At 31.5% G+C, this 20,584-nt stretch carries 18 protein-coding genes and 1 riboswitch; of the genes, 3 read left to right on the top strand and 15 right to left on the bottom strand.

Annotated features, from left to right (window positions below):
* Window positions 1-3: 3 nt before the first annotated feature.
* The 13 genes from FGL08_RS03245 to FGL08_RS03185 all read right to left on the bottom strand — a co-directional run bounded on the left by FGL08_RS03245 (window position 4) and on the right by FGL08_RS03185 (window position 13,570).
* Window positions 4-1,200, bottom strand: coding sequence for a phosphoglycerate kinase (locus tag FGL08_RS03245; RefSeq protein WP_138209437.1), 1,197 nt, complete (start codon window positions 1,198-1,200; stop codon window positions 4-6).
* Window positions 1,201-1,409: 209 nt separating this feature from the next.
* Window positions 1,410-2,414 (bottom strand): type I glyceraldehyde-3-phosphate dehydrogenase, encoded by a 1,005-nt coding sequence (gap, locus tag FGL08_RS03240; RefSeq protein WP_138209436.1) that lies wholly within the window; start codon window positions 2,412-2,414, stop codon window positions 1,410-1,412.
* Between the two features lie 33 nt (window positions 2,415-2,447).
* A complete protein-coding gene (locus tag FGL08_RS03235; protein ID WP_138209435.1) occupies window positions 2,448-3,494 on the bottom strand; it encodes a sugar-binding transcriptional regulator in 1,047 nt (348 codons plus the stop codon).
* A gap of 250 nt (window positions 3,495-3,744) precedes the next feature.
* A complete protein-coding gene (gene grdD, locus FGL08_RS03230; RefSeq protein WP_138209434.1) occupies window positions 3,745-4,902 on the bottom strand; it encodes a glycine/sarcosine/betaine reductase complex component C subunit alpha in 1,158 nt (385 codons plus the stop codon).
* 29 nt (window positions 4,903-4,931) lie between these two features.
* Entirely contained in the window at window positions 4,932-6,467 is a 1,536-nt protein-coding gene (grdC, locus tag FGL08_RS03225; RefSeq protein WP_138209433.1) for a glycine/sarcosine/betaine reductase complex component C subunit beta, read from the bottom strand.
* A gap of 271 nt (window positions 6,468-6,738) precedes the next feature.
* Window positions 6,739-8,043, bottom strand: a complete 1,305-nt coding sequence (gene grdB, locus FGL08_RS03220) for a glycine reductase complex selenoprotein B (RefSeq protein WP_138209432.1) — start codon at window positions 8,041-8,043, stop codon at window positions 6,739-6,741.
* 78 nt (window positions 8,044-8,121) lie between these two features.
* Window positions 8,122-8,592 (bottom strand): glycine/sarcosine/betaine reductase complex selenoprotein A, encoded by a 471-nt coding sequence (grdA, locus tag FGL08_RS03215; protein ID WP_138209431.1) that lies wholly within the window; start codon window positions 8,590-8,592, stop codon window positions 8,122-8,124.
* Window positions 8,593-8,646: 54 nt separating this feature from the next.
* Window positions 8,647-9,933, bottom strand: a complete 1,287-nt coding sequence (locus FGL08_RS03210) for a glycine/sarcosine/betaine reductase component B subunit (protein WP_138209430.1) — start codon at window positions 9,931-9,933, stop codon at window positions 8,647-8,649.
* Window positions 9,934-10,076: 143 nt separating this feature from the next.
* A complete protein-coding gene (locus FGL08_RS03205; protein WP_138209429.1) occupies window positions 10,077-10,409 on the bottom strand; it encodes a thioredoxin family protein in 333 nt (110 codons plus the stop codon).
* Between the two features lie 82 nt (window positions 10,410-10,491).
* A complete protein-coding gene (gene trxB / locus FGL08_RS03200) occupies window positions 10,492-11,415 on the bottom strand; it encodes a thioredoxin-disulfide reductase (RefSeq protein ID WP_138209428.1) in 924 nt (307 codons plus the stop codon).
* A 13-nt stretch (window positions 11,416-11,428) separates the two neighbouring features.
* Window positions 11,429-11,806 (bottom strand): GrdX family protein, encoded by a 378-nt coding sequence (locus FGL08_RS03195; protein ID WP_138209427.1) that lies wholly within the window; start codon window positions 11,804-11,806, stop codon window positions 11,429-11,431.
* A 53-nt stretch (window positions 11,807-11,859) separates the two neighbouring features.
* Window positions 11,860-11,932, bottom strand: a riboswitch (glycine riboswitch).
* A gap of 319 nt (window positions 11,933-12,251) precedes the next feature.
* Window positions 12,252-13,091: a fatty acid kinase binding subunit FakB gene (locus FGL08_RS03190; protein WP_138209426.1), complete on the bottom strand. Its 840-nt coding sequence runs from the start codon at window positions 13,089-13,091 to the stop codon at window positions 12,252-12,254.
* A gap of 11 nt (window positions 13,092-13,102) precedes the next feature.
* Window positions 13,103-13,570: a tRNA (cytidine(34)-2'-O)-methyltransferase gene (locus FGL08_RS03185; protein WP_138209425.1), complete on the bottom strand. Its 468-nt coding sequence runs from the start codon at window positions 13,568-13,570 to the stop codon at window positions 13,103-13,105.
* Window positions 13,571-14,049: 479 nt separating this feature from the next.
* On the opposite strand from FGL08_RS03185, the gene gap (FGL08_RS03180) reads away from it, so the two are divergent.
* On the top strand, window positions 14,050-15,054 hold the full coding sequence (gene gap / locus FGL08_RS03180) for a type I glyceraldehyde-3-phosphate dehydrogenase (protein ID WP_138209424.1): 1,005 nt from the start codon (window positions 14,050-14,052) through the stop codon (window positions 15,052-15,054).
* 90 nt (window positions 15,055-15,144) lie between these two features.
* On the opposite strand, the gene FGL08_RS03175 is transcribed toward gap (FGL08_RS03180), so the two are convergent.
* Window positions 15,145-16,503 carry a VanW family protein gene (locus tag FGL08_RS03175; protein WP_138209423.1) on the bottom strand — a complete coding sequence of 453 codons (1,359 nt, stop codon included), beginning with the start codon at window positions 16,501-16,503 and terminating at the stop codon, window positions 15,145-15,147.
* Window positions 16,504-16,657: 154 nt separating this feature from the next.
* Here FGL08_RS03175 and FGL08_RS03170 point away from each other — a divergent pair, with 154 nt between their 5' ends.
* The gene (locus FGL08_RS03170) at window positions 16,658-17,698 is read left to right on the top strand and encodes a M42 family metallopeptidase (RefSeq protein ID WP_138209422.1); all 1,041 of its coding nucleotides are present in this window, start codon (window positions 16,658-16,660) and stop codon (window positions 17,696-17,698) included.
* A gap of 36 nt (window positions 17,699-17,734) precedes the next feature.
* Here FGL08_RS03170 and sleB read toward each other — a convergent pair whose 3' ends face one another.
* On the bottom strand, window positions 17,735-18,400 hold the full coding sequence (gene sleB / locus FGL08_RS03165; RefSeq protein ID WP_138211253.1) for a spore cortex-lytic enzyme: 666 nt from the start codon (window positions 18,398-18,400) through the stop codon (window positions 17,735-17,737).
* Window positions 18,401-18,665: 265 nt separating this feature from the next.
* On the opposite strand from sleB, the gene FGL08_RS03160 reads away from it, so the two are divergent.
* Window positions 18,666-20,576, top strand: a complete 1,911-nt coding sequence (locus tag FGL08_RS03160) for a YgiQ family radical SAM protein (protein WP_138209421.1) — start codon at window positions 18,666-18,668, stop codon at window positions 20,574-20,576.
* Window positions 20,577-20,584: the final 8 nt, after the last annotated feature.

Here is a 20,584-nt window from a genome sequence, read left to right as displayed (position 1 = left end):
TTTCTATTTTTCCATTAATGCTTCTATTCCTGGTAGTGCTTTTCCTTCTAAAAACTCTAAAGAAGCTCCACCACCTGTTGATATATGAGTCATTTTATCTCCATATCCTAAATTATTTACAGCTGATGCACTATCACCACCACCTATAATGGTTGTAGCTTTTGTTTCAGATAATGCTTTAGCCATAGATTTAGTGCCTTTTGCAAAATTTTCAAATTCAAAAACTCCTAAAGGTCCATTCCAAATAACAGTTTTAGCTTCTTTTACAGCACTTGTAAATAATTCTACTGTTTTAGGCCCTACATCCATTCCCATATAGTCATCTTGTATATTTCTATCTTCTGTAACTATTGGTTCAGCATCTTTAGAAAATTCGTTAGCTACTATGAAATCCACTGGCAGTAATAGTTTGACGCCCTTATCTTCTGCCTTTTTAATCATTTCTAAAGCATAATCCATTTTATCCTCTTCTAAAAGAGATTTTCCTATGGTGTATCCTTGTGCTTTTAAGAATGTATACGCCATTCCTCCACCAATTATTAAGATATCAACCTTTTCTAAAAGATTGTTTATTACATTTATTTTATCTGATACCTTAGCACCACCAAGGATAGCTACAAAAGGTCTTTCTGGATTTTCCACTGCTTCTCCTAAGAACTTTAACTCTTTTTGAATTAAATATCCACAGGCAGATTCTTTTAAATACTTAGTAACCCCTACAGTAGAACAATGAGCTCTATGAGCTGTTCCAAAGGCATCGTTCACAAACACTTCTGCAAGTAATGCCAATTCTTTTGAGAAATTGTCTTCATTTTTAGTCTCTTCTTTTCTGTAACGAGTGTTTTGTAATAGTACTACATCTCCATCTTTCATGTTTTGTACTGCATTTTTAGCATTCTCACCAACTACATTTTCATCATCTGCAAATACCACTTCTTTGCCTAACATTGTAGAAAGTCTTTTTGCAACTGGCTCTAAAGATAATTCTTTTTTAGGTTCCCCCTTTGGTTTTCCAAGATGAGAACATAAAATCACCTTAGCATTATTCTCCATTAAATATTTTATAGTTGGAAGTGCACCTTTTAATCTATTTTCATCAGTTATTTTTCCTTCTTGTATTGGTACATTAAAGTCACATCTGACTAATACTTTTTTACCTTTTACGTTGATATCTTCTATAGATTTTTTATTAAAGTTCATAGAGTTACCTCCCATTTATTAATATAACAATTAGATATATTTTATCTTGAATATGTAATAATTATCCCTTAAATAAATTCCTATATGCTACAAAAGTCTAGTTTTATAGAGAGACTACAAAACTAGACTTTTAAATTTTATATATTATTAGTTTATTGACTTTAATAAGCTACACTAATTCGTTTCTCTCAAGGATTATTATATCACAATTATAATCTATCTGCTACATATTTTGTTAAGTCTGCCAATCTGTTTGAATAGCCCCATTCATTATCATACCAAGCAACTACCTTAACAAGTTTTCCAGAAACCATAGTAGATAATCCATCAACTATAGAGGATCTTTCATCTGCTCTATAATCAATTGATACTAATGGCTCTTCTGAGAATCCAAGAATTCCTTCCATTTTTCCTTCTGATGCTTTTTTGAACGCTGCATTTACTTCATCTGCTGTTGTTTCTTTAGATATCTCACATACTAAGTCTGTCATAGATACAGTAGGTGTTGGCACTCTTACAGCCATACCATTCAATTTACCTTTTAAGTCTGGTAATACAAGTGCTACTGCCTTTGCAGCTCCTGTAGTTGTTGGAATCATTGATTCAGCTGCTGCCCTAGCTCTTCTTAAATCTTTATGAGGAGCATCTAGTATTTTTTGATCATTAGTATACGAATGAATTGTAGTCATCAGTCCATTTACTATACCAAATTCTTCATGTAATACCTTTGCAAATGGTGCTAGGCAATTTGTTGTACATGATGCATTTGAAATTATATTGTGTTTTTTAGAATCATATTGTTCTTCATTAACACCTAGAACAATTGTAATATCTTCATTTTTAGCTGGTGCAGAAATTAAAACCTTTTTAGCCCCTGCTTCAATATGAGCTTTTGCCTTTTCTGCATCAGTAAAGAATCCTGTACATTCAATTATAATTTCAGCTCCTACTTCATTCCAAGGTAAATTTTTAGGATCTCTTTCTGCATAAATTTTTATTTCTTTATCATTTACCACTATTGAATCTTCATTTGCCTCTACACTTCCATTAAACTTACCATATAATGAGTCATATTTAAGTAAATGTGCTAAAGTTTGAGGACTAGTTAAATCATTTATAGCAACCACTTCTATATCATTTTTATAATTATTTAATAAAGCTTTAAATACATTTCTTCCTATTCTTCCAAATCCATTTATTCCTATTTTAATCATAAAAATTCCTCCAATTAACTATATTTTATTATGTTAAATATTATTTTCTTCTATTTTAGAAATTATATTTATTATTTTTTCTGCTGCTCCTTCATCTATCACTAGAACTGCTTGTTTTTTGTTTTTTAAACCACCTATTATTGCTTCAGCCTTATTGGCTCCAGCTGCTACAGCAATAATTTCGTCCATATTGTAGGTATCCTCTTCTTTTACACCTATAGTGGTATGCTTAAAAACAACATTTCCATTAATATCATAATAATTTCCTAAAGCTTCTCCTACAGCGCCTTTATCTAATATTTCATTAATAGTATTTTGTTGCAGTTCTCTCTTTTTAGCCATTTCATCAGCTCTTCCAATTCCATATATTAAAATATTACAGTTTCGTATATTATGAACAATTTCTTCTATACTTCTTTCTTTTAACATAGTGTTTAATGCAACTTCACTTAAATTATCAGGTACATGTAAAAGTTTATAATTTCCATTTAGTTTTTCTGCTAGTCTTGCACATAGAGTATTTGATTGTATTTCTACATCTCTACCCATTCCACCCCTTGCTGGTAAAACTAATAATTTTTTATACTTATTTAATTTTGGCATGTTATCCACCAATTCTTTAACCGTTGTACCTCCAGTTAAAGATACAACAATATTATCTTTTAAAATTCCTTTAAAATAACTTGCTGATTCTCTGCCAACTTCTTTTAATATACTTCTATCCTCTTCATAATTTCCTGGAATAATATTAACCTCTTTTATTTTAAGATAACTTCTAATTCTCTCTTCTAAATCCTTTAACCCTTTTACTTCATGTATAAAACCACCAAGTCTCTCTATTATCTCTTCCCCTTCTTCTGTTATATACATTCCTTCAGTATATATCTCTATCAGTTCCTGTGACTTTAAAAAGTTAACTTCATTTCTAATAGTTCTTTCTCCAAGACTCAAGTTATTTGCTAAAACCCTTCTTCCAATAGGTTGATTATATCTTATGGATCTTAAAATTTTATATCGTTTTTCTAAAAGCCCTAATATCTCCGGTACTATCTTTTTTTCAAGTTTTAGTATATCTATCATATAAACACCTCTTTAGGTACTATATTGTCCCATATGATTAATAATGTTCCCACTAATATTATACTCTAATACCAATGATTTTGAAAGTCTTTTTAATATACATTTTAGCTGAATATTCAAATTTATTTTAAACCTTTTTCTATTTTTATATACAGATTACATAATAAATAATATGTATAATCTATTATATATAACATGTATAAAACAAAAAAACTGCCTCAAAATTAAATTTTGAGACAGTTTTTTTATATTAAATATATTCTGCTTTTTTTAATACTTCAGTTGCTTCGTTACCCTTAGCTTCTGGAACTAGTATTATTGGTCCTGTACATCCCATACCACTTTCAGAATAAATTCCTTCTTTCCATAACACTTTGCAAGCGTCTTCTAATTCAAGAATATCTATTCCTGGAATTGAGAATGTAACAACTTCTTTTGGTGGCATTTTAACTTCTTCATCAGAAGTTTCAACCTTTTTCTTAGTTACTTTATCTATAGATGCTTGTAATCCTGCCTTACCTGCTTTTTGGAACTCATCTTTAGCAATAGCTAAAACTTTGTTCTTAGCACAAGTTGCACAGTATCTTAAAGCCTCTGCAATTAAAGGTGCTCCTGATGCTCTTGAAACTATGTTAACTAATTTATCATAGTCAGCACCAATTCCTGGCCCGTATCCTGCACCTATTGTTTCATATCCTCCACCTGTTGTAAATGAAGAGAACATTTTTATTAATAAGTTTCCAGTTAATGAATCACAAACCATAACGTCTGGAGTTCCTGCAAGAAGGTCGTTTCCTCTCATTACAGAACCGCCATCAGCTCTTAGAGATTGTGAGAAAGTTAAGTCATAACCATTTTCTTTTACTTCATTTAAAATTCTTTCTGTTTGTCTAGCTCCCTCTACATTTAAGATACCAACTTTAGGGTTCTTTATTCCTAGAGCTTTAGCAGCGGCTACACCAGAAATAGCATTTATAACCATTCCTTCAACTCTATTAGTTGAAGTTGTTCCAGTTGTAGTTGCTATAATCATTTCTCTTCCTTTTCCTGGTGTTACAACTTTTCCTACTGTAGATACTCCTATTGGGAAATCAAAGTGTTGTGTTACACAACCATCTAACTGACCATTTTCAAGCATCTCAACCATCTTTTTATGGCCTTCTTCAGCATTCTCAACTTCTACTACTTCAAAGTCTGAGTCTACTTTACTTCCGATTAAAACTATTTCAAAATCATCATATTTACTATTAGCTATTTCAGCAGCTTTAACCATTTCTTCAACTCCATGCTCAGAGCCTAAAATAGTTAAACCTATTCTAACCTTTTTGCCAAATCTTCCGCTCTTTAGACCGTCAGCTATATCATTAAAAACTTCTGATATCATTTTTTTTGCAGCATCTTGGCTCATGAAATTCACCTCTTCTCTTTTTAGGAATATTATTCTTGCATTAAGAATTTAGCGAAATCTTTCATTGCATCTGCAACCATTGATTTAACTTCTTCTTTATTAATTCCACCCTCAGCTTCTACTACTCCTGGGTTCTTTTCTACAACAAATGATATACCATCGAATAAGTTAGTCATTCTTCCTAAGAACAAGCTTCCTTTTCCTATGATCATGAAATTTTCTAAAGTTCCATCTAATATTCTGTCAACACCGTGTCCAACTATTGGCACTCCTGAAGGAATATGTCCTTGAGTTGGAGCAAATCCTTGATATCCATGATCTTTAATAAAGTTTGGTAATTCTTTTCTATCTAATTGTCCAGTTTTAACAGCTAGAGCCCCTATCATTTTATAGTTTTGAGTTGGAACATCTCCTGCACCTGCTGGTTCAGTTATTTCTGAAGTTTGCATTTCTGGAGAGAATTTGTTTATGTCTGTTATTTTTAATCCATGGCTTTGTAATGGTTCTAATACTAATGCTTGAAGAACTGCTTGTGGAGACGCACCATGTCCTATTGTATGTCTTCCTAAAATATCAGTTCTGATGATTGGGTTTACACCATCATTTTCAGATACTAAGATGGCAAATGAACCTAAGCAATCTTCCATTACTGGCATTTCTTTTCCTAAGTGAGATTTACCATTCATACCTAATTTAGCTGTACATCCACCTGCAACAACTACAACATGTTTGAAAGTTCCTGCTTTAACTAATGATGATGCACTTACTAATGAGTGAGCTGGAGCTGCACAGAATCCTCTTACGTCAGAACCTGTTGCACCTGTTAATCCAACAACTTCTCCTATAGATTTAGCTAAGTTTCCGCCTCCTCTTTGGTTCATATCACCGATTGCTTCTTCTGAACATTCAATAATGTATCCAATTTCTTCTACTGGTACATCTAGTCCATCAACTAAGTGAGCTAAAGCTATAACTGATGTAGCTTTACCTGCTAAGTTTTCAAGCATATATTCAGCTGATAAGTTTTCATCAACCTCGTGTGCTCTTTTAACACATCCTACTAATTTACCATCTTGATATAAACCTTCAGCACCTTTTTCATTTACTAAAGTTTCTATTAAAGATACTTCTTCTCCTTCTTTAATAGCTTCAGCTTTTTCTTTAAATAATTTATGATTCATTAATTTTTCTTTTACTAATTCAGTGAAATCTTTTTCAAGAATAACAAGGTCGAACACGTCAACAATTTTCATTAATCCATAGAACTCATCTTGAGGCATAATTTCACCAAATTTACCGTATCTATTTGCATTTTCAACATTTGACTTAAACCATGGTTTTGGAGTTTCTCCTAATTGTTCTGGAGTCATGTTTCCTATATAAGTTTGGTTTGGTGCATACCCTACTACTTCTTCGTAAGTTCTTAAGTTAGATTTGATTGCTTTTAAATAGTCTGAATCTGGATGAGACTTTCTTTCTACCATTTGTGTAGTTCCATTATGTATTATCATATCTGGAGTATGGGCTAATACATAAGCTGATTTTTTAATAACTGGAAAACTCATATTGTTAACCTCCTCATAAATGAAAAAACTAGATTATTTTATATTTTAATAATATAAAATTTTATACAATCCACATTATACAATATACCTAAAATTCTTTATCTTCAGTCTAATTTATATAATACATTGCACACAGTGCATTGTATATTAAAACACATACATTATATTTATGATAGTTACATTTTCAAATATGTATATTTATAAATATAATATAATTTATTTTTACAAATAATTAGGGAACACACTGTTCCCTAATTATTTAATTTATATATTAGTCTTCAAATACTGTTTGTTCTTCTACTTCTGTTTCAAGAGCTTTAAGAGCATTTTCAACTAATTTCTTTCTTAGGTTGTACTCATCTTCTTTATTTAAAGCTGGGTTTCCTAATGGGTGAGGAATAGCAATCGTTGGTATTATTCTGTTAGCTCCAACAGTCATTGAAACTGGTGTAATTGTACACATATGAACTACAGGTAATACTCTTTCAATTTCTTTAACTAGCGTTGCACCGCAACGTGTACAAGTTCCTCACGTAGAAGTTAGTATAACTGCATCTACACCATCTGCAACTAATTCTTTAGCTGTTTCAGCCCCGAATTTTTTAGATGATGCAACAGCTGTACCGTTACCAACTGTTGAATAGAAGTATCTGTGTAATGAACCAATTTTTCCTTCTTTTTCAAACTCTCTTAAAACGTCTACAGGAATAACTCTATCTGGGTCTTCATTAGCATATACAGGGTCATGTCCACCGTGTGCTGTTTCATGAGTTTCTGAAGTTAAGTCCATTAAACCTTCTATATCATACTTACCAATCTTAGAAGCACTTGAAGATTCAATATGGTCTGGGTTTCCTTTTGGAACTATACCACCTGATGTAACAATAGCAATTTTAGCTTTTGTTATATCTTTTACAGCTGGTTGAGGATCTACTCTATCGAAATCTGGCATTGGGAATTCTGTTACGAACTCTTCACCTTTTAATTTCTTAACAAGCATTTCAACAGCTCTCTTTGCTCCTCTATCTGTAGCAAAGTAGTTCTTTCTGATTCCTCTTGGCATATATCCATCTTCAGCAGGTGTTCCAACTTCTTCACCTTTAGCTAATTTTAAAGCTAATTTAGCCATTGCAGGTAAAGCTTGTCTCATACCAACTGCACTATTTCTAGTTTCTACAATATATGCACTCTTCTTGTACATATCTGCACCAGGGTTTTCTTTATACATAGCAGTCATTACTGGAACGCCTAATTTTTCATTAACTGCCTTACATATAGCACCACAAGCAACACCGTATCTACCAGCGTTAAATGCAGGTCCTGCTACAAATAGATCTGGCTCTTGTTTTTTCACCATTTCTAATATTTTAGCTTCTGCTTCTTCCATGTTTTCACCGAAATATGAGTCACCACAAATAACTGTTGCAACTATCTCAGCTCCATCTTTTTTTAATAGACCGTTTAATCCCATACCTGGGCCTACAAAGCCTTCTCTTACTTCAGGTTCGATGTGAGCCATTTCTTCTCCACCGATACCAGCATAGAATTGATTTATATAGTGAACTACTTTAATCAAAGTAATTTCCCCCCTTCAACTGGAGTTACTATTCAAACCCACAAGTTTCTGTTATTTATTATTTTTTAAATTTTAAAATTATAGTGAGTATTGTGAGAATTGATCTCTTACTGATTTAACTTCTTCGATGATAGCATCAACTTCAAGAACCATTTCCATCATTCCGCATTGCTCATCATAAACGCCTGCATCACAAGCATCTTTAATTTCTGGCTCTACTATATGGAATGCAGCTAATCCTAAAGCTACTCCAGCTAGTGGTCCTGCAAAAGTTGGATCTCCTGCTGCTACTGTTTCAGCTGATAATCCTGAAGCTTCTGCTTCTGCTCCACCAACTATAACAACAACATTTTCAGGTCCGTGTTTTTCTGCTAAATCTTTAACTCTTTGTTGGATCTCCAGATCCATAGCACCTGCAGCTGTTCAGACGAAACACTCTGTAGATGCAAAAATTACTTCTGCTCCTGCTGATTTAACACATGCTTCGATAGCTGGTCCTGGTATACCGTCTCTATCGCCGATAGCAATTACTTTTTTATCTTTTAACATAATTGATCTCCCTTTCTCAAATTATTCAATATAATATCCTATATTCTTTAAAAATTAATATCCTTTAGCTGTTAAATAGTTGAATCCAACTTCACTAGTAGCCCCAGTGATAACTTGAATTTCAGCTACGATTGATCCATCTTCCTTTAAACTTTCATTATTTGCACCAGCAATAATTTTTGCTGCTTCTGGATGTCCTATAACTTTGTCCATTTTTGGAAGAGTTATAACTTCGTTAGCATTACCATTTGTTACAACAGCGTCTCCTTTTGGAGTTGAGTCTGCTAATGATTGTGAACTTCCATCTTGTCCAGCATATTCGTCAGTTAATAAAACTGTTTTAATTCCTTTTGCAGTGATTTTGTTACAGTTCATAACTAAGTCAGCATCTGGGTTACCAAATCCTTCTTCTGAAACTATAACTGCATCCACTCCTAGGTATTCTGCCATTTTAGCAACCCAGTTAGATGATCTTTCTTTATCTGCAAGATATACGTTTTCGTTAGTTAATATTACTCCTACGAAGTTGATATCTTTTCCATGTTTTTCATATAATTCTTCGATTATTGGATGATTCATATGAACATAACTTGGATTTTTGTCACATGCAGATACACAGTTACCACTTACTATTGCACCGTCAAATACTTCTGTTGGGTAAATAAATGTAGGAATAATTTTCTTAGCATCTACTCCGTAAACATAAGTGTCATGAAGTAATCCTTGGCTTTGAAGCATATACACATAAGCTACTTTTGGTAACTCTGGATATTGTTTAAGTTGCTCTAAAAGTGGTAATGTTTCGAAAATTTTAACTTCATCTGGCTCTACTTCTTTACCAGCTTTTCCAAGATATACAGCTGCTTTGAATCCTAGCATTCTTACTGCTTCTTCGTGAGCATGCTGAGCTATACCATCTTTTGGTTCTGCAATGATTACTAAGTTGTTAGTCTTTGAGAATGGAGTATATTTAGCACCTTCTCCTGACATATCAACTATACCCTCTTGGAAACCAACGATTTTACCAGTTGTTACAACTGCTGCACCTTTTAATACATGAGTTCTGCCTGAACCAACTGTGTCAACTTTATTGATGAATCCAGGGAATATTCCACCGTTTCCTTCAACTTTAACTCTTGGCTCAACAACATCTTTAACTGGGATAATTCTTACTGATTCTCCTGGTCTTGCAATTTCAAAATCGATGCTCTTTATTCTGTCATCTCCACCGATTTCATTTAGAAGTTCTTCTTTGTTAACATAAAGAACTCCGTTTTCAACCTTTGTTTCACTGCCGAATTGAAGATCTTTTATAAATATTTTACCTACTTCAAGACGCATAGGTTTCACCTCCTGAAATGTTGAGTACATACGCCTTCATCCTAATAATTTTATATTAATGCACAGAGGTATTTTTATACCTCTATGCATAATTAACTTCCTTGGTATATCTTATTCATTCAAAGATATATAGTCCCTCTAGATTATAGAGTTTCGTAGTATTCTTTTATGAATCCTTCTATGTCATCTAATGTAGCAATCTTATCTGGAGTTATTGTAGCTACTGGTTCTCCATCTTTGTATATTTTCATTGTTGGTAAGCCTAAAACTCTTTGAGCTATAGCAAGTCTTCTTGATCCAGAAGTGTTTAAGCTAGCGAATTTTATTTTATCGCCATATTTTTCTTCTAAACCATGAACTCCTGGCATAAGTTGCTTACAGATTTCACATTTATCTCCCCAGAAATCTACGAATACTGGTTTCTCAGTGCAGTTAGTAACCTCTTGTTCCCAATTTTCTTTGTTTAATTCTAACATTTAAGAACCCTCCTCTATATTTTCATACACGCCATTGTGCATATATAATAATTTAAAATTATTAACAAAATTAAGTTAAATACTATTTGTGGTTTTCAACATAATGCTCTGCTTGAGTTGCAGCTATAGCTCCATCTGCTGAAGCTGTTATAACCTGTCTTAAAGAAGTGTCCCTAACATCTCCTGCTGCAAATACTCCTTCAACATTTGTATGCATAGCAGCATCTGTTAAGATATCTCCTCTTTCAGTCATATCTATTACACCTTTAAATAAATCAGAGTTTGGATTGTATCCTACGAATACGAAGCATCCATCAACTTTTAAAGTACTTTCTTCTCCAGTTACTCTGTTCTTAAGCTTTAATCCACCTAATATTCCACCATCATCTATAGCTTCTTCTGGAATTGTATTCCATATAACTTTGATTTTTGGATGGTTAAGAACTTTTTCTTGAACAGCTTTGTTTGCTCTAAATTGATCTCTTCTATGAATAACTGTAACATTTTCAGCAAACTTAGTTAAGTATAAAGCTTCATCTAAAGCTGAGTCTCCTCCACCAATAACAGCAACATCTAATTCTGTAAAGAAGTCGGCATCGCATGTTGCACAGTAAGAAACACCTTTTCCTCTTAATTCAACTTCATTTTTGAAACCTGCAAGTCTTGGATTAGCTCCACTTGCGATTATAACCGTTTTTGCTTGGTATTCAGTATTTCTACCTTTAAGTACTTTTATATCGCCTTCTAATTGAACTTCAACTATCTCATCTTTAACTATTTCAGTTCCAAATCTTTCAGCTTGATCTTTCATTCTTTTTATTAATGAAGCTGTTTTATCTTCAACTGAACCTGGATAGTTTTCTAACTCTTCTGTTGTAGCAGCTTGTCCACCGAATTTAGCTCTTTCAATCATTAAAGTCTTCATTCTAGCTCTTCCACCGTAAAGTGCTGCTGATAGTCCTGCTGGACCTCCACCAATAATTATAGTATCGTAAATTTGTGACATGATATTTCCTCCTTTAATTCAATGCATGATATATTAAATCATAATCTATAAGCTGAAAATCATTTAAAATCTTTTCATTATATTGCGGAAGTGGTGAAATATTCAGAAACTTTTTTAATGTCATTATACTACTTTCTATAATAGATAATGAATCTAAATCTACACCTTTATTTTTTTCTTTAGATACGCATATAGTTCTATACGGCGTTTCATTTGGTTTTATACTGCTCATTAGAGGATGAGTTAATAACTTATGACCCATATGTATTTTATCTCTAACAATGTTGTACACTTCTTTCATTTCTTTATCTACGAATATTACTTCGTATTCATCTTGAAACTTTTTTTCGCTCAAAGGGTTATTTGTAATAATAATTAGTTGTTCCCTCATTTTCCCCTCCATTTTTAAAGACATAAAAAAAGACAAAACATAAAAGAACCTAGCCCTTATGCTCTGTCTTGGTACCTGAGAGAATTACCCCGTCGGTGCTTTTATAAGCTTTCCAGAGTTCTGTCTATTCTCGATACTTTTGCCTGAAAATTTCATATTTATCGGCAAGATAAATACTTGTTCCTTCGGCTACTTTAAAAATTCATTTCACTAAGATTAAAACATTTTCATATACATGAACTTTTAAAGTCATCTCTCGAAAATTTCATCCAGCTATATTAATTTTTTAAATCGTTATTTCATTATCAATTATAACCTATAAATAAATAAATTTCTATAGTTTTTTTAAAATTTGTTATTTGTTTTATCTATAGTGCTATTGATAAAACAAATGAATTGACTTAATTTACTTAAAATTTATAATAATTAAACATAAGTGTTAAATTTAATACTTTTCAATAAAGAATATACCTGCCGCTGTTGTTCCGGAATGAACTCCTACAGTACACCCAACTTCGGCTCTAATATAATTTTTATCTAACTTTTCATAAGCTTCTTGTACACTAAGCAAAAGTTCTTCATCACCTGAAGCTAATAAAATTCTTTCTTCATCAAGATTTATCTCTTTTTCTTCTATATACTTCATAGCATTTTTTATAGCCTTTTTAGTGCCTCTAACTTTTTCTCTTACTTTCATTTCTCCATTATTCACTTCAAGAACTAGTTTTATGCCTAATAAGTTTCCAACCATTCCAGCTGTTTTAGATAATCTACCACCTTTAACAAGATTATCCAAGGACCCAAAAACTAAAGAACTCTTTACATGTGGAATTGTTTGCTTTATTGAGTTTTCTATTTCCTCTAAACCTAATCCTTCATCTCTTAATCTACAAGCCTTAAGAACTAATAAGCCTAAGCCACAGGTTACATTATAGCTGTCTATAACAACCACATTTTCTGTCTCTAACATATCTTTTGCCATGCACGCTGCTTGATATGTACCACTCATCTTAGAACATAAATGTATAGATATTACTTTATATCCCTCATCTAAGTATTTTTTATAACATTCCGTAAATCTCTGAGGATTGATTCCCGCTGTCTTTGGAAAACTATCTGATGACTCCATTTTAACTGCCAGTTCAGAAAATGTAATATCCTCTCCATCTATATAATCTTTTCCTTCAAATTCCACTGTCAAAGGCAAAACTTCTACATCTTTTTCTCTTAATAAATCTTTAGGTAAGTCTGATGTACTATCCGTTATTATTTTAATTTTCTCCACAGCACTTCCTCCTATTTCATATTAGGGAAATTGATTTGCCTTAAGGCTTCATACGCAATTATAGCAACTGTATTAGAAAGGTTTAAAGATCGCGTAGTAGTATTTATCATGGGTACTTTAATACAATTTTCTTTATTCTCTTCCCTTATATAATCTTCTAATCCAGATGATTCCCTTCCAAAAATCAAAAAATCACCTTCTTTAAATTTTGGTTCAGTATAATGTTTGGCTCCTTTTGTAGTACAACAGTAAAAAGTAGAATCTTTATATTTCTCCCTTAACTCCTCATAAGATTCATGTACTTCTATCTCTAATTTATCCCAATAGTCTAGCCCTGCTCTCTTTACACTTTTCTCATCAATACTAAAACCTAGTGGCTTAATTAAATGTAATTTACAATTTGTAAGCACACAAGTCCTTCCTATGTTACCAGTATTCTGAGGAATTTCTGGTTGAAATAGCACTATGTTAAGATTCACAATTATTCCTCCTCTTAGTTACCTTAAACTATTTAGTTCTTACAGTATACACTACTTTAATGCATACTTTTACATTATATCATAAATTAAATTAATACATTATATAATAAGAAAATTATTTAAATTGTGTTTACAACTTGATGTATTTAAACCTAAGGATTGTTAAACCATATACAATATTCTATTTTCACAAAACTATCTTTATAATTTAATATAAACTTTTTTAACATATTAAACTATTTTTAAATTAAAAGATATATATTTTAAAATGTAAAGAATTTTATTCAAATTCAAAGGTATTTAAAGCTAATTGTAAAATATTAAATATAACATATTTGAAAATTTATAATATAATATTGACAATTACTATGTTTTTTTTATATAAATAATATATACAATATATTATTTGTTATATATTATTTAACTTTTGAGCTTTTAAATATTTAAATAAAGCAATACTACATGGGGGGAATAACTAAATGAAAATAGGAATTAATGGTTTTGGAAGAATCGGAAGATCTGTTTTAAGGATTGTCTCTGAAGGCAATTATAAGAATATAGAGATCGTAGCTATTAATGCAAGGGCAAATAGTGAAACCTTATGCCATCTTTTTAAATACGATAGTTGTTTTGGAAGATTTAATGGAACTGCCACTTATTCAGATGATGAATTAGTTATAAATGATAAGAGTGTTAAAATATTAAGAAAACCTTCTCCAAAGGAAATACCTTGGAATGAATTAGGCGTAGATATTGTAATTGATACTACAGGTAAATTTAAAACTCAAGAAGACTTAATGGGACATATAGAAAGTGGAGCTAAGAAAGTAATATTATCAGCACCTGGTAAAGATGTCGATGCTACTATAGTTTTAGGTGTAAATGAAGATACATTGGATCTTGAAAAACATAATGTAATATCTAATGCTTCATGTACAACAAACTGCCTAGCACCAGTTGCTAAGGTTTTAAATGATAAGTTTGGAATAGTAAAAGGTCTAATGACAACTGTTCACTCTTACACTAATGACCAAAACACATTAGATAAAACTCATAAAGATTTAAGAAGGGCTAGAGCCGCTGCTGAATCAATAATCCCAACAAGCACAGGGGCTGCTAAAGCTGTAGGTATGGTTATACCTGAGCTTAAAGGTAAATTAAACGGTTTTTCATTAAGAGTTCCAACCCCAACTGTATCTATTACTGATTTAGTTTGTGAACTTAGCCAAAATGTTACTGTAGAAGAGGTAAATGCAGCATTAAAAGAAGCATCTGAAGGGTCAATGAAAGGAATATTAGGTTATTCAGAAGAACCTCTTGTTTCTGTAGACTACGTAGGAGACTCTAGATCTTCTATAGTAGATGCATTATCAACTATGGTAATTGGAGAAAACATGATTAAAGTCGCTGCTTGGTATGATAATGAATGGGGCTATTCTGCAAGAGTTGTAGATTTAGTTCAACATATAATAGATAGAATATAATACATTTTAAATTTCAACTTACCTTATAAAGAAAAGCCATAGTTTTAAACTATGGCTTTTCTACATACAAATTAAATTTAGAAAATCACTTTACTGTTTTGTTCCTTTTAATACAACTCCATTTACTGGTGCTATACTAACCCTGTGTAACACTTCTTTCTTAATAAGCTTTTCGCCTTCATATGTTTCTCTATATATTGTTGCTTTATGCCCTGGGTAAGATTGTTTTTTTACTTTTTCAGTACCAGCTGGTAAACTTGAATCTGATACAACACTTGTCTTAGCTGGAATTGTTTGTTTATCTGCTGAGTATACCTTATAAGTATACTTCTTTAAATCAGCATTTGAATATACATTAAAAGAAACTGAATTGCCTGTTACATATCCTTTTATATATATTGGATAATCTAAAGTATTTACAAAAGAATAATCTGGTCCTCCCCAACTCACTGTAGCATCTTGTCCAATATCCACATAGGAAGAAGCTATAGTGTGACTGTATCTTTCTGTTGGGTCAATTTTAGATCTTATCATGGTATTATAAAGAGTACTTGAAACTTGGCATATACCGCCACCTAAATCTTCTACAAATTCATTATTTATAATTACATTGGCTTTCTTATATCCTCTGCTCTCAGTCCTTTCACCTACTACACCATTAAAACTAAACTTCTCTCCTGGCATTAATACAGTTCCATTGATTGCTTCAGTAGATAATTTTATATTATTGATTCTACCTTCTTTTCCAGAGCTAAAACCAGTTGTATATGAACTTATAAGACTATTAATAGTACTTAGCTTGTCCTTTGTCTTTTTAGGTTTAATAGTTTCAATTGAAGCCTTTATTTTAATAACCTCATTATCTAACTTACCATTAACTTTATCTAATATTTCTTTTTTTAATTTATCTTCTTGTAACTTAAATCCTACTTTTTCTTCTGAAACACTAAAGTTACTACCTGAAATCATTGTAAGTGTGGCATCCTTAGGCTCCCTATTTACATCCTTTTTAACCTGTGAGATTACACTATTTATATAATCTTGTTTATAAGAAAACTTCATTTCAACATTCTTAGGGCTTTTCTTTTTAATAGCTAAGAATTTATTGAAAGTACTTTCTTCTTTCTTATGTTTCATTACCTCTTCTACAGTTTCGCTAATATTATATTTAGCATCTAATTTCTTATAATCTATAGAATATTCCTTATTATTCGCAGTAATAACTATTTTCTTTTTTAATACTGCATCTTGATATTTTTCTTTTAAAAGTTTTTGTGCATCTTCTTTGGTTTTTCCCCCCAACTGTACATCTCCAACTTTAACACCTGGATACACTAAATTAGACCATTTATTTACAGTAGAATAAACATAGGCTCCAAAAGCCCCTCCTACCATAATAATAAGTAAAACTATCGTCATAATTAGATTTTTTACTTTCAGTTTTTTCATTATTTAACTCCTTTCCGCCCATAAATACATTATACTACAATTCTTTTTTTTATCCTATATGCTTTTATTTATTTTGGTTCATTTTTATTTTATTCTATGTTAAAATATTAATGTATTAATTTTTATTTCCATTTAAAATATAAGGGGTGGTACTATGACATATGATGTAAAAATATTAAAGGAATACTTAGAAGGTATATTAACAATTCCAAGCCCTTCAGGATACACTGAAAAAGTTATGGATTATGTTAAAAATGAACTAAATAGTTTGAAAATTCCTTACATTGTTACTAATAAAGGAGCTTTAGTAGCTACTTTAAAAGGGGAAAATGAAGATTATCAAAAAACCTTTTCTGCTCACGTAGATACTTTAGGTGCTATGGTTAAAACTATAAAATCTAATGGTGCACTAGGCCTTACATGTGTTGGTGGGTACATGATGAACTCTGTAGAGGGAGAAAATTGTACTATACACACTATGGATGGAAAAATATATAGTGGTACAATCCAAACTGTAAAACCATCTGTTCACATCAGTGGTAAAGAAGCTTATGATCTTAATAGAACTACTGATAACATGGAAGTTGTTATAGATGAAAAGGTTTCATCTAAAGACGATGTTGAAAAACTAGGAATTGAAATTGGAGATTTTGTATGCTTTGATTCTAGAACTAGATTTACAGAAAGTGGTTTTATAAAATCAAGACATCTAGACGACAAAGCTAGTGTTGGTATCTTACTTTACACAATGAAATACTTAGTAGAAAATAAAGTAAGCTTACCTTATACAATTAACTTCTTTATAAGCAACTATGAAGAAATTGGTCATGGTGCTTCAGCTGCTATACCAGCTAATACTAAAGAATTTATAGCTGTAGATATGGGTTGCCCAGGTTTAGATCAAAATTCAACTGAGTATGATGTATGTATCTGTGCAAAAGATTCTACTGGTCCTTATGATGTAGAACTTAGAAAAACTTTAGTTAACATATGCAAAAAAGAAAATATTCCTTATAAAATAGATATATATCCAAGTTATGGTTCTGATGCTTCAGCAGCTTTACGTGCTGGATGGGATATAAAAACAGCTTTAATAGGTGCTGGTATATTTGCATCTCATGGATATGAGAGAACTCATATGGATTCAATACTAGCTACTTTAGACCTTGTAGTTAAATACTGCTTAGAAAAATAAATTTTAATTAGGATAGCCAAAATGGCTATCCTAATTTTATTGACAAAACCTATGTTTTCCTATAATTTTAATTAAAGGCCTAGACCAAATCCACTTATTTGTAGTTTTGGCAGGATTAAAATAATATAGAGCTCCACCAGAAGGATCCCAACCATTCAATGCATCTCTTGCTGCATTTATAGAACTTTGTTCTATTTCAGCATCAATTTGACCGTCAACTGTAGCTGTAAAAGCTCCTGGTTGATATATAACTCCAGCAACACTTGATGGGAACTGAGGACTTCTAGTTCTATTAAGTACAACTGCACCTACTGCTACCTGGCCTTCATAAGGTTCTCCCCTAGCCTCGCCATTAATAATTCTAGCAAGAAGCATTAAGTCAGAATTATTATTATTATATGTCCTATAAGATCCTCCACCACTCTTGTCAACTATGCCTAAAGCATTTAACGTGGCAGTTCCAACAACACCATCACTATTTAAACCATTTTTAGTTTGAAACTTTTTAACCGCAGTATAAGTATTATACCCATATATGCCATCCACCCCACCAGTATAATACCCCCAGTTTTTAAGTTTCGTTTGAATTTCCCTTACAGTATCAGAACGTGATCCATAACTATAGGCTGCGCTCTTACTCTCCTCTAAATTAGTATTAAAGTTAAAAGCACCTATAAAACAAATATTGATTATTACTAACATAATAATGAATAGAGGGATATTTATTTTATGTTTTTTTCGCTCCAAATCTTATACCTCCTTTTATATCTACCATTTAAAAATATTTTGTGTTACTTTTTAAAAATAATTCATTTTTTTATATTAAAAATAAAATTTAGTTTATAAAGTCTTATTTTAATATTCAGCATTTTATATCTAAAAATCAGTAAATATGCTAATATAATAGTTACATAATTTTTTTATGTTTACATTTACTAATGTAAATTTACAGAGAGGGATATAATTTATGAAATTAACTAAAAACTTTTTACCTGTTTCTAAAAGAGATATGGATAAAATAGGAGTATCACAATTAGATTTTATTATAGTAACTGGAGATGCTTATGTAGATCACCCTTCCTTTGGAACGGCAATTATAGGAAGACTTTTAGAAAGTGAAGGATTTTCTGTAGGAATTATAGCCCAGCCCAATTGGACTGATATAAACGATTTTAAAAAACTTGGAAAACCTAAATATGCCTTTTTAATAAATTCTGGAAATATAGATTCCATGGTTAATCATTACACAGCATCCAAGAAAAAAAGACATGATGATTTATATTCACCTGGTGGGAAATCTGGCTGTAGGCCAGATAGAGCAGTAATAGTATACTCCAATAAAGTAAGAGAGGCCTACAAAAATATTCCTATTATTTTAGGAGGAATTGAAGCAAGTCTAAGAAGATTTGCTCATTATGATTATTGGAGTAATAAAGTAAGACGAAGTATTTTAATGGATGCAAAAGCAGACTTACTTATCTACGGTATGGGTGAAAAGCCCGTAATAGAAATAGCAAACCTTATGAGGTACGGTATGGATATACAAAATATAAAATCCGTACGCGGTACTTTATACTCAGATTCAAGTATAGAAAATATTAAATCTAATGTAATAACCCCTTCTTACGAAAATGTCTGTACAGATAAAAAAGCTTATGCTGAAAGTTTTAAGCTTCAATCTGGAGAGCAAGATGCTATACGTGGAAAAACTGTAGTACAAAAACATGGAAATACATATATAATTCAAAATCCACCAGCGTTTCCTTTGAGTGTAGAGGAAATGGATAAAGTTTATAACCTTCCTTATGTTAGAACTTATCACTCTATGTATGAGCCTGAAGGTGGTATACCTGCTATTCAGGAAGTCAAATTTTCCATTACAAGTCATAGGGGATGTTTTGGTTCGTGCTCATTTTGTGCACTTACTTTTCATCAAGGTAGAGTTATACAAAAGCGTTCCGAACATTCTATAGTAGATGAGGCTGAATTGCTTACGGAATTACCCGACTTTAAAGGATATATACATGATATAGGAGGTCCTACTGCAAATTTCAGAAATAAGGCTTGTAAAATTCAAGAAAAGGTTGGAGTATGTAAAAATAAACAATGTATGTTTCCTAAACCATGTAAAAACCTTATAGTAGATCACTCTGAATACCTTAATATTCTTAGAAAAGTTAGAAATCTTCCTAAAATAAAAAAGGTTTTTATACGTTCAGGAATTAGATATGATTATTTGTTATATGAAAAAAATCCAAAGTTTTTAGAAGAACTTTGTAAATATCATATTAGCGGTCAATTAAAAGTTGCTCCTGAGCATATTAGTGATAGAGTACTAGATCAAATGGGCAAACCTACTAGAGAAGTTTATGATTCATTTTGCGAAAAATACTCTAATATGAATAAAAGGCTTGGACTTAAACAATACTTAGTTCCTTATTTAATGTCTAGCCACCCTGGAAGTACATTAAAGGAATCTATAAAACTATCTAGATACATAAAGGATATGGGCTATAATCCAGAACAAGTGCAGGACTTTTATCCTACACCAGGTAGTTTATCTACAACTATTTACTATACTGGAATTAACCCATTTACAATGGGAAAGGTATATACTCCTATAAAACAAGAAGAGAAAAATATGCAAAGAGCTCTACTTCAATTTAGCGATTCAAAAAATTATGATTTAGTAAAAAAAGCTTTAATAAAAGAAGGCAGAGAAGATTTAATAGGTTCAAACAAAAAATGTCTAATACCAGAATTTAAACCTAGAAATAAAAATGCTAAAGTTAAAAAGAATAATATAAGTTCTAAAGAGAAAAAATCTAATACCACAAAAAAACAAAAAAGTCATAATAAAAACCATATAAAAAAATAGCACTCTAA

It is taken from the genome of Hathewaya histolytica, from assembly GCF_901482605.1.
Taxonomy (GTDB): Bacteria; Bacillota; Clostridia; order Clostridiales; family Clostridiaceae; genus Hathewaya; species Hathewaya histolytica.
This window is presented reverse-complemented; position numbering and strand designations above follow the sequence as displayed.

What these genes read in the sequence shown, in the direction of transcription:
- FGL08_RS03205 (WP_138209429.1), bottom strand. Translation starts at nt 10,409, where the DNA reads ATGTTAGAATTAAACAAAGAAAATTGGGAACAAGAGGTTACTAACTGC.
- trxB (WP_138209428.1), bottom strand. Translation starts at nt 11,415, where the DNA reads ATGTCACAAATTTACGATACTATAATTATTGGTGGAGGTCCAGCAGGA.
- FGL08_RS03245 (WP_138209437.1), bottom strand. Translation starts at nt 1,200, where the DNA reads ATGAACTTTAATAAAAAATCTATAGAAGATATCAACGTAAAAGGTAAA.
- FGL08_RS03175 (WP_138209423.1), bottom strand. Translation starts at nt 16,503, where the DNA reads ATGAAAAAACTGAAAGTAAAAAATCTAATTATGACGATAGTTTTACTT.
- FGL08_RS03210 (WP_138209430.1), bottom strand. Translation starts at nt 9,933, where the DNA reads ATGCGTCTTGAAGTAGGTAAAATATTTATAAAAGATCTTCAATTCGGC.
- grdD (WP_138209434.1), bottom strand. Translation starts at nt 4,902, where the DNA reads ATGAGCCAAGATGCTGCAAAAAAAATGATATCAGAAGTTTTTAATGAT.
- gap (WP_138209436.1), bottom strand. Translation starts at nt 2,414, where the DNA reads ATGATTAAAATAGGAATAAATGGATTTGGAAGAATAGGAAGAAATGTA.
- FGL08_RS03235 (WP_138209435.1), bottom strand. Translation starts at nt 3,494, where the DNA reads ATGATAGATATACTAAAACTTGAAAAAAAGATAGTACCGGAGATATTA.
- gap (WP_138209424.1), top strand. Translation starts at nt 14,050, where the DNA reads ATGAAAATAGGAATTAATGGTTTTGGAAGAATCGGAAGATCTGTTTTA.
- grdC (WP_138209433.1), bottom strand. Translation starts at nt 6,467, where the DNA reads ATGAGTTTTCCAGTTATTAAAAAATCAGCTTATGTATTAGCCCATACT.
- FGL08_RS03160 (WP_138209421.1), top strand. Translation starts at nt 18,666, where the DNA reads ATGAAATTAACTAAAAACTTTTTACCTGTTTCTAAAAGAGATATGGAT.
- sleB (WP_138211253.1), bottom strand. Translation starts at nt 18,400, where the DNA reads ATGTTAGTAATAATCAATATTTGTTTTATAGGTGCTTTTAACTTTAAT.
- FGL08_RS03170 (WP_138209422.1), top strand. Translation starts at nt 16,658, where the DNA reads ATGACATATGATGTAAAAATATTAAAGGAATACTTAGAAGGTATATTA.
- FGL08_RS03195 (WP_138209427.1), bottom strand. Translation starts at nt 11,806, where the DNA reads ATGAGGGAACAACTAATTATTATTACAAATAACCCTTTGAGCGAAAAA.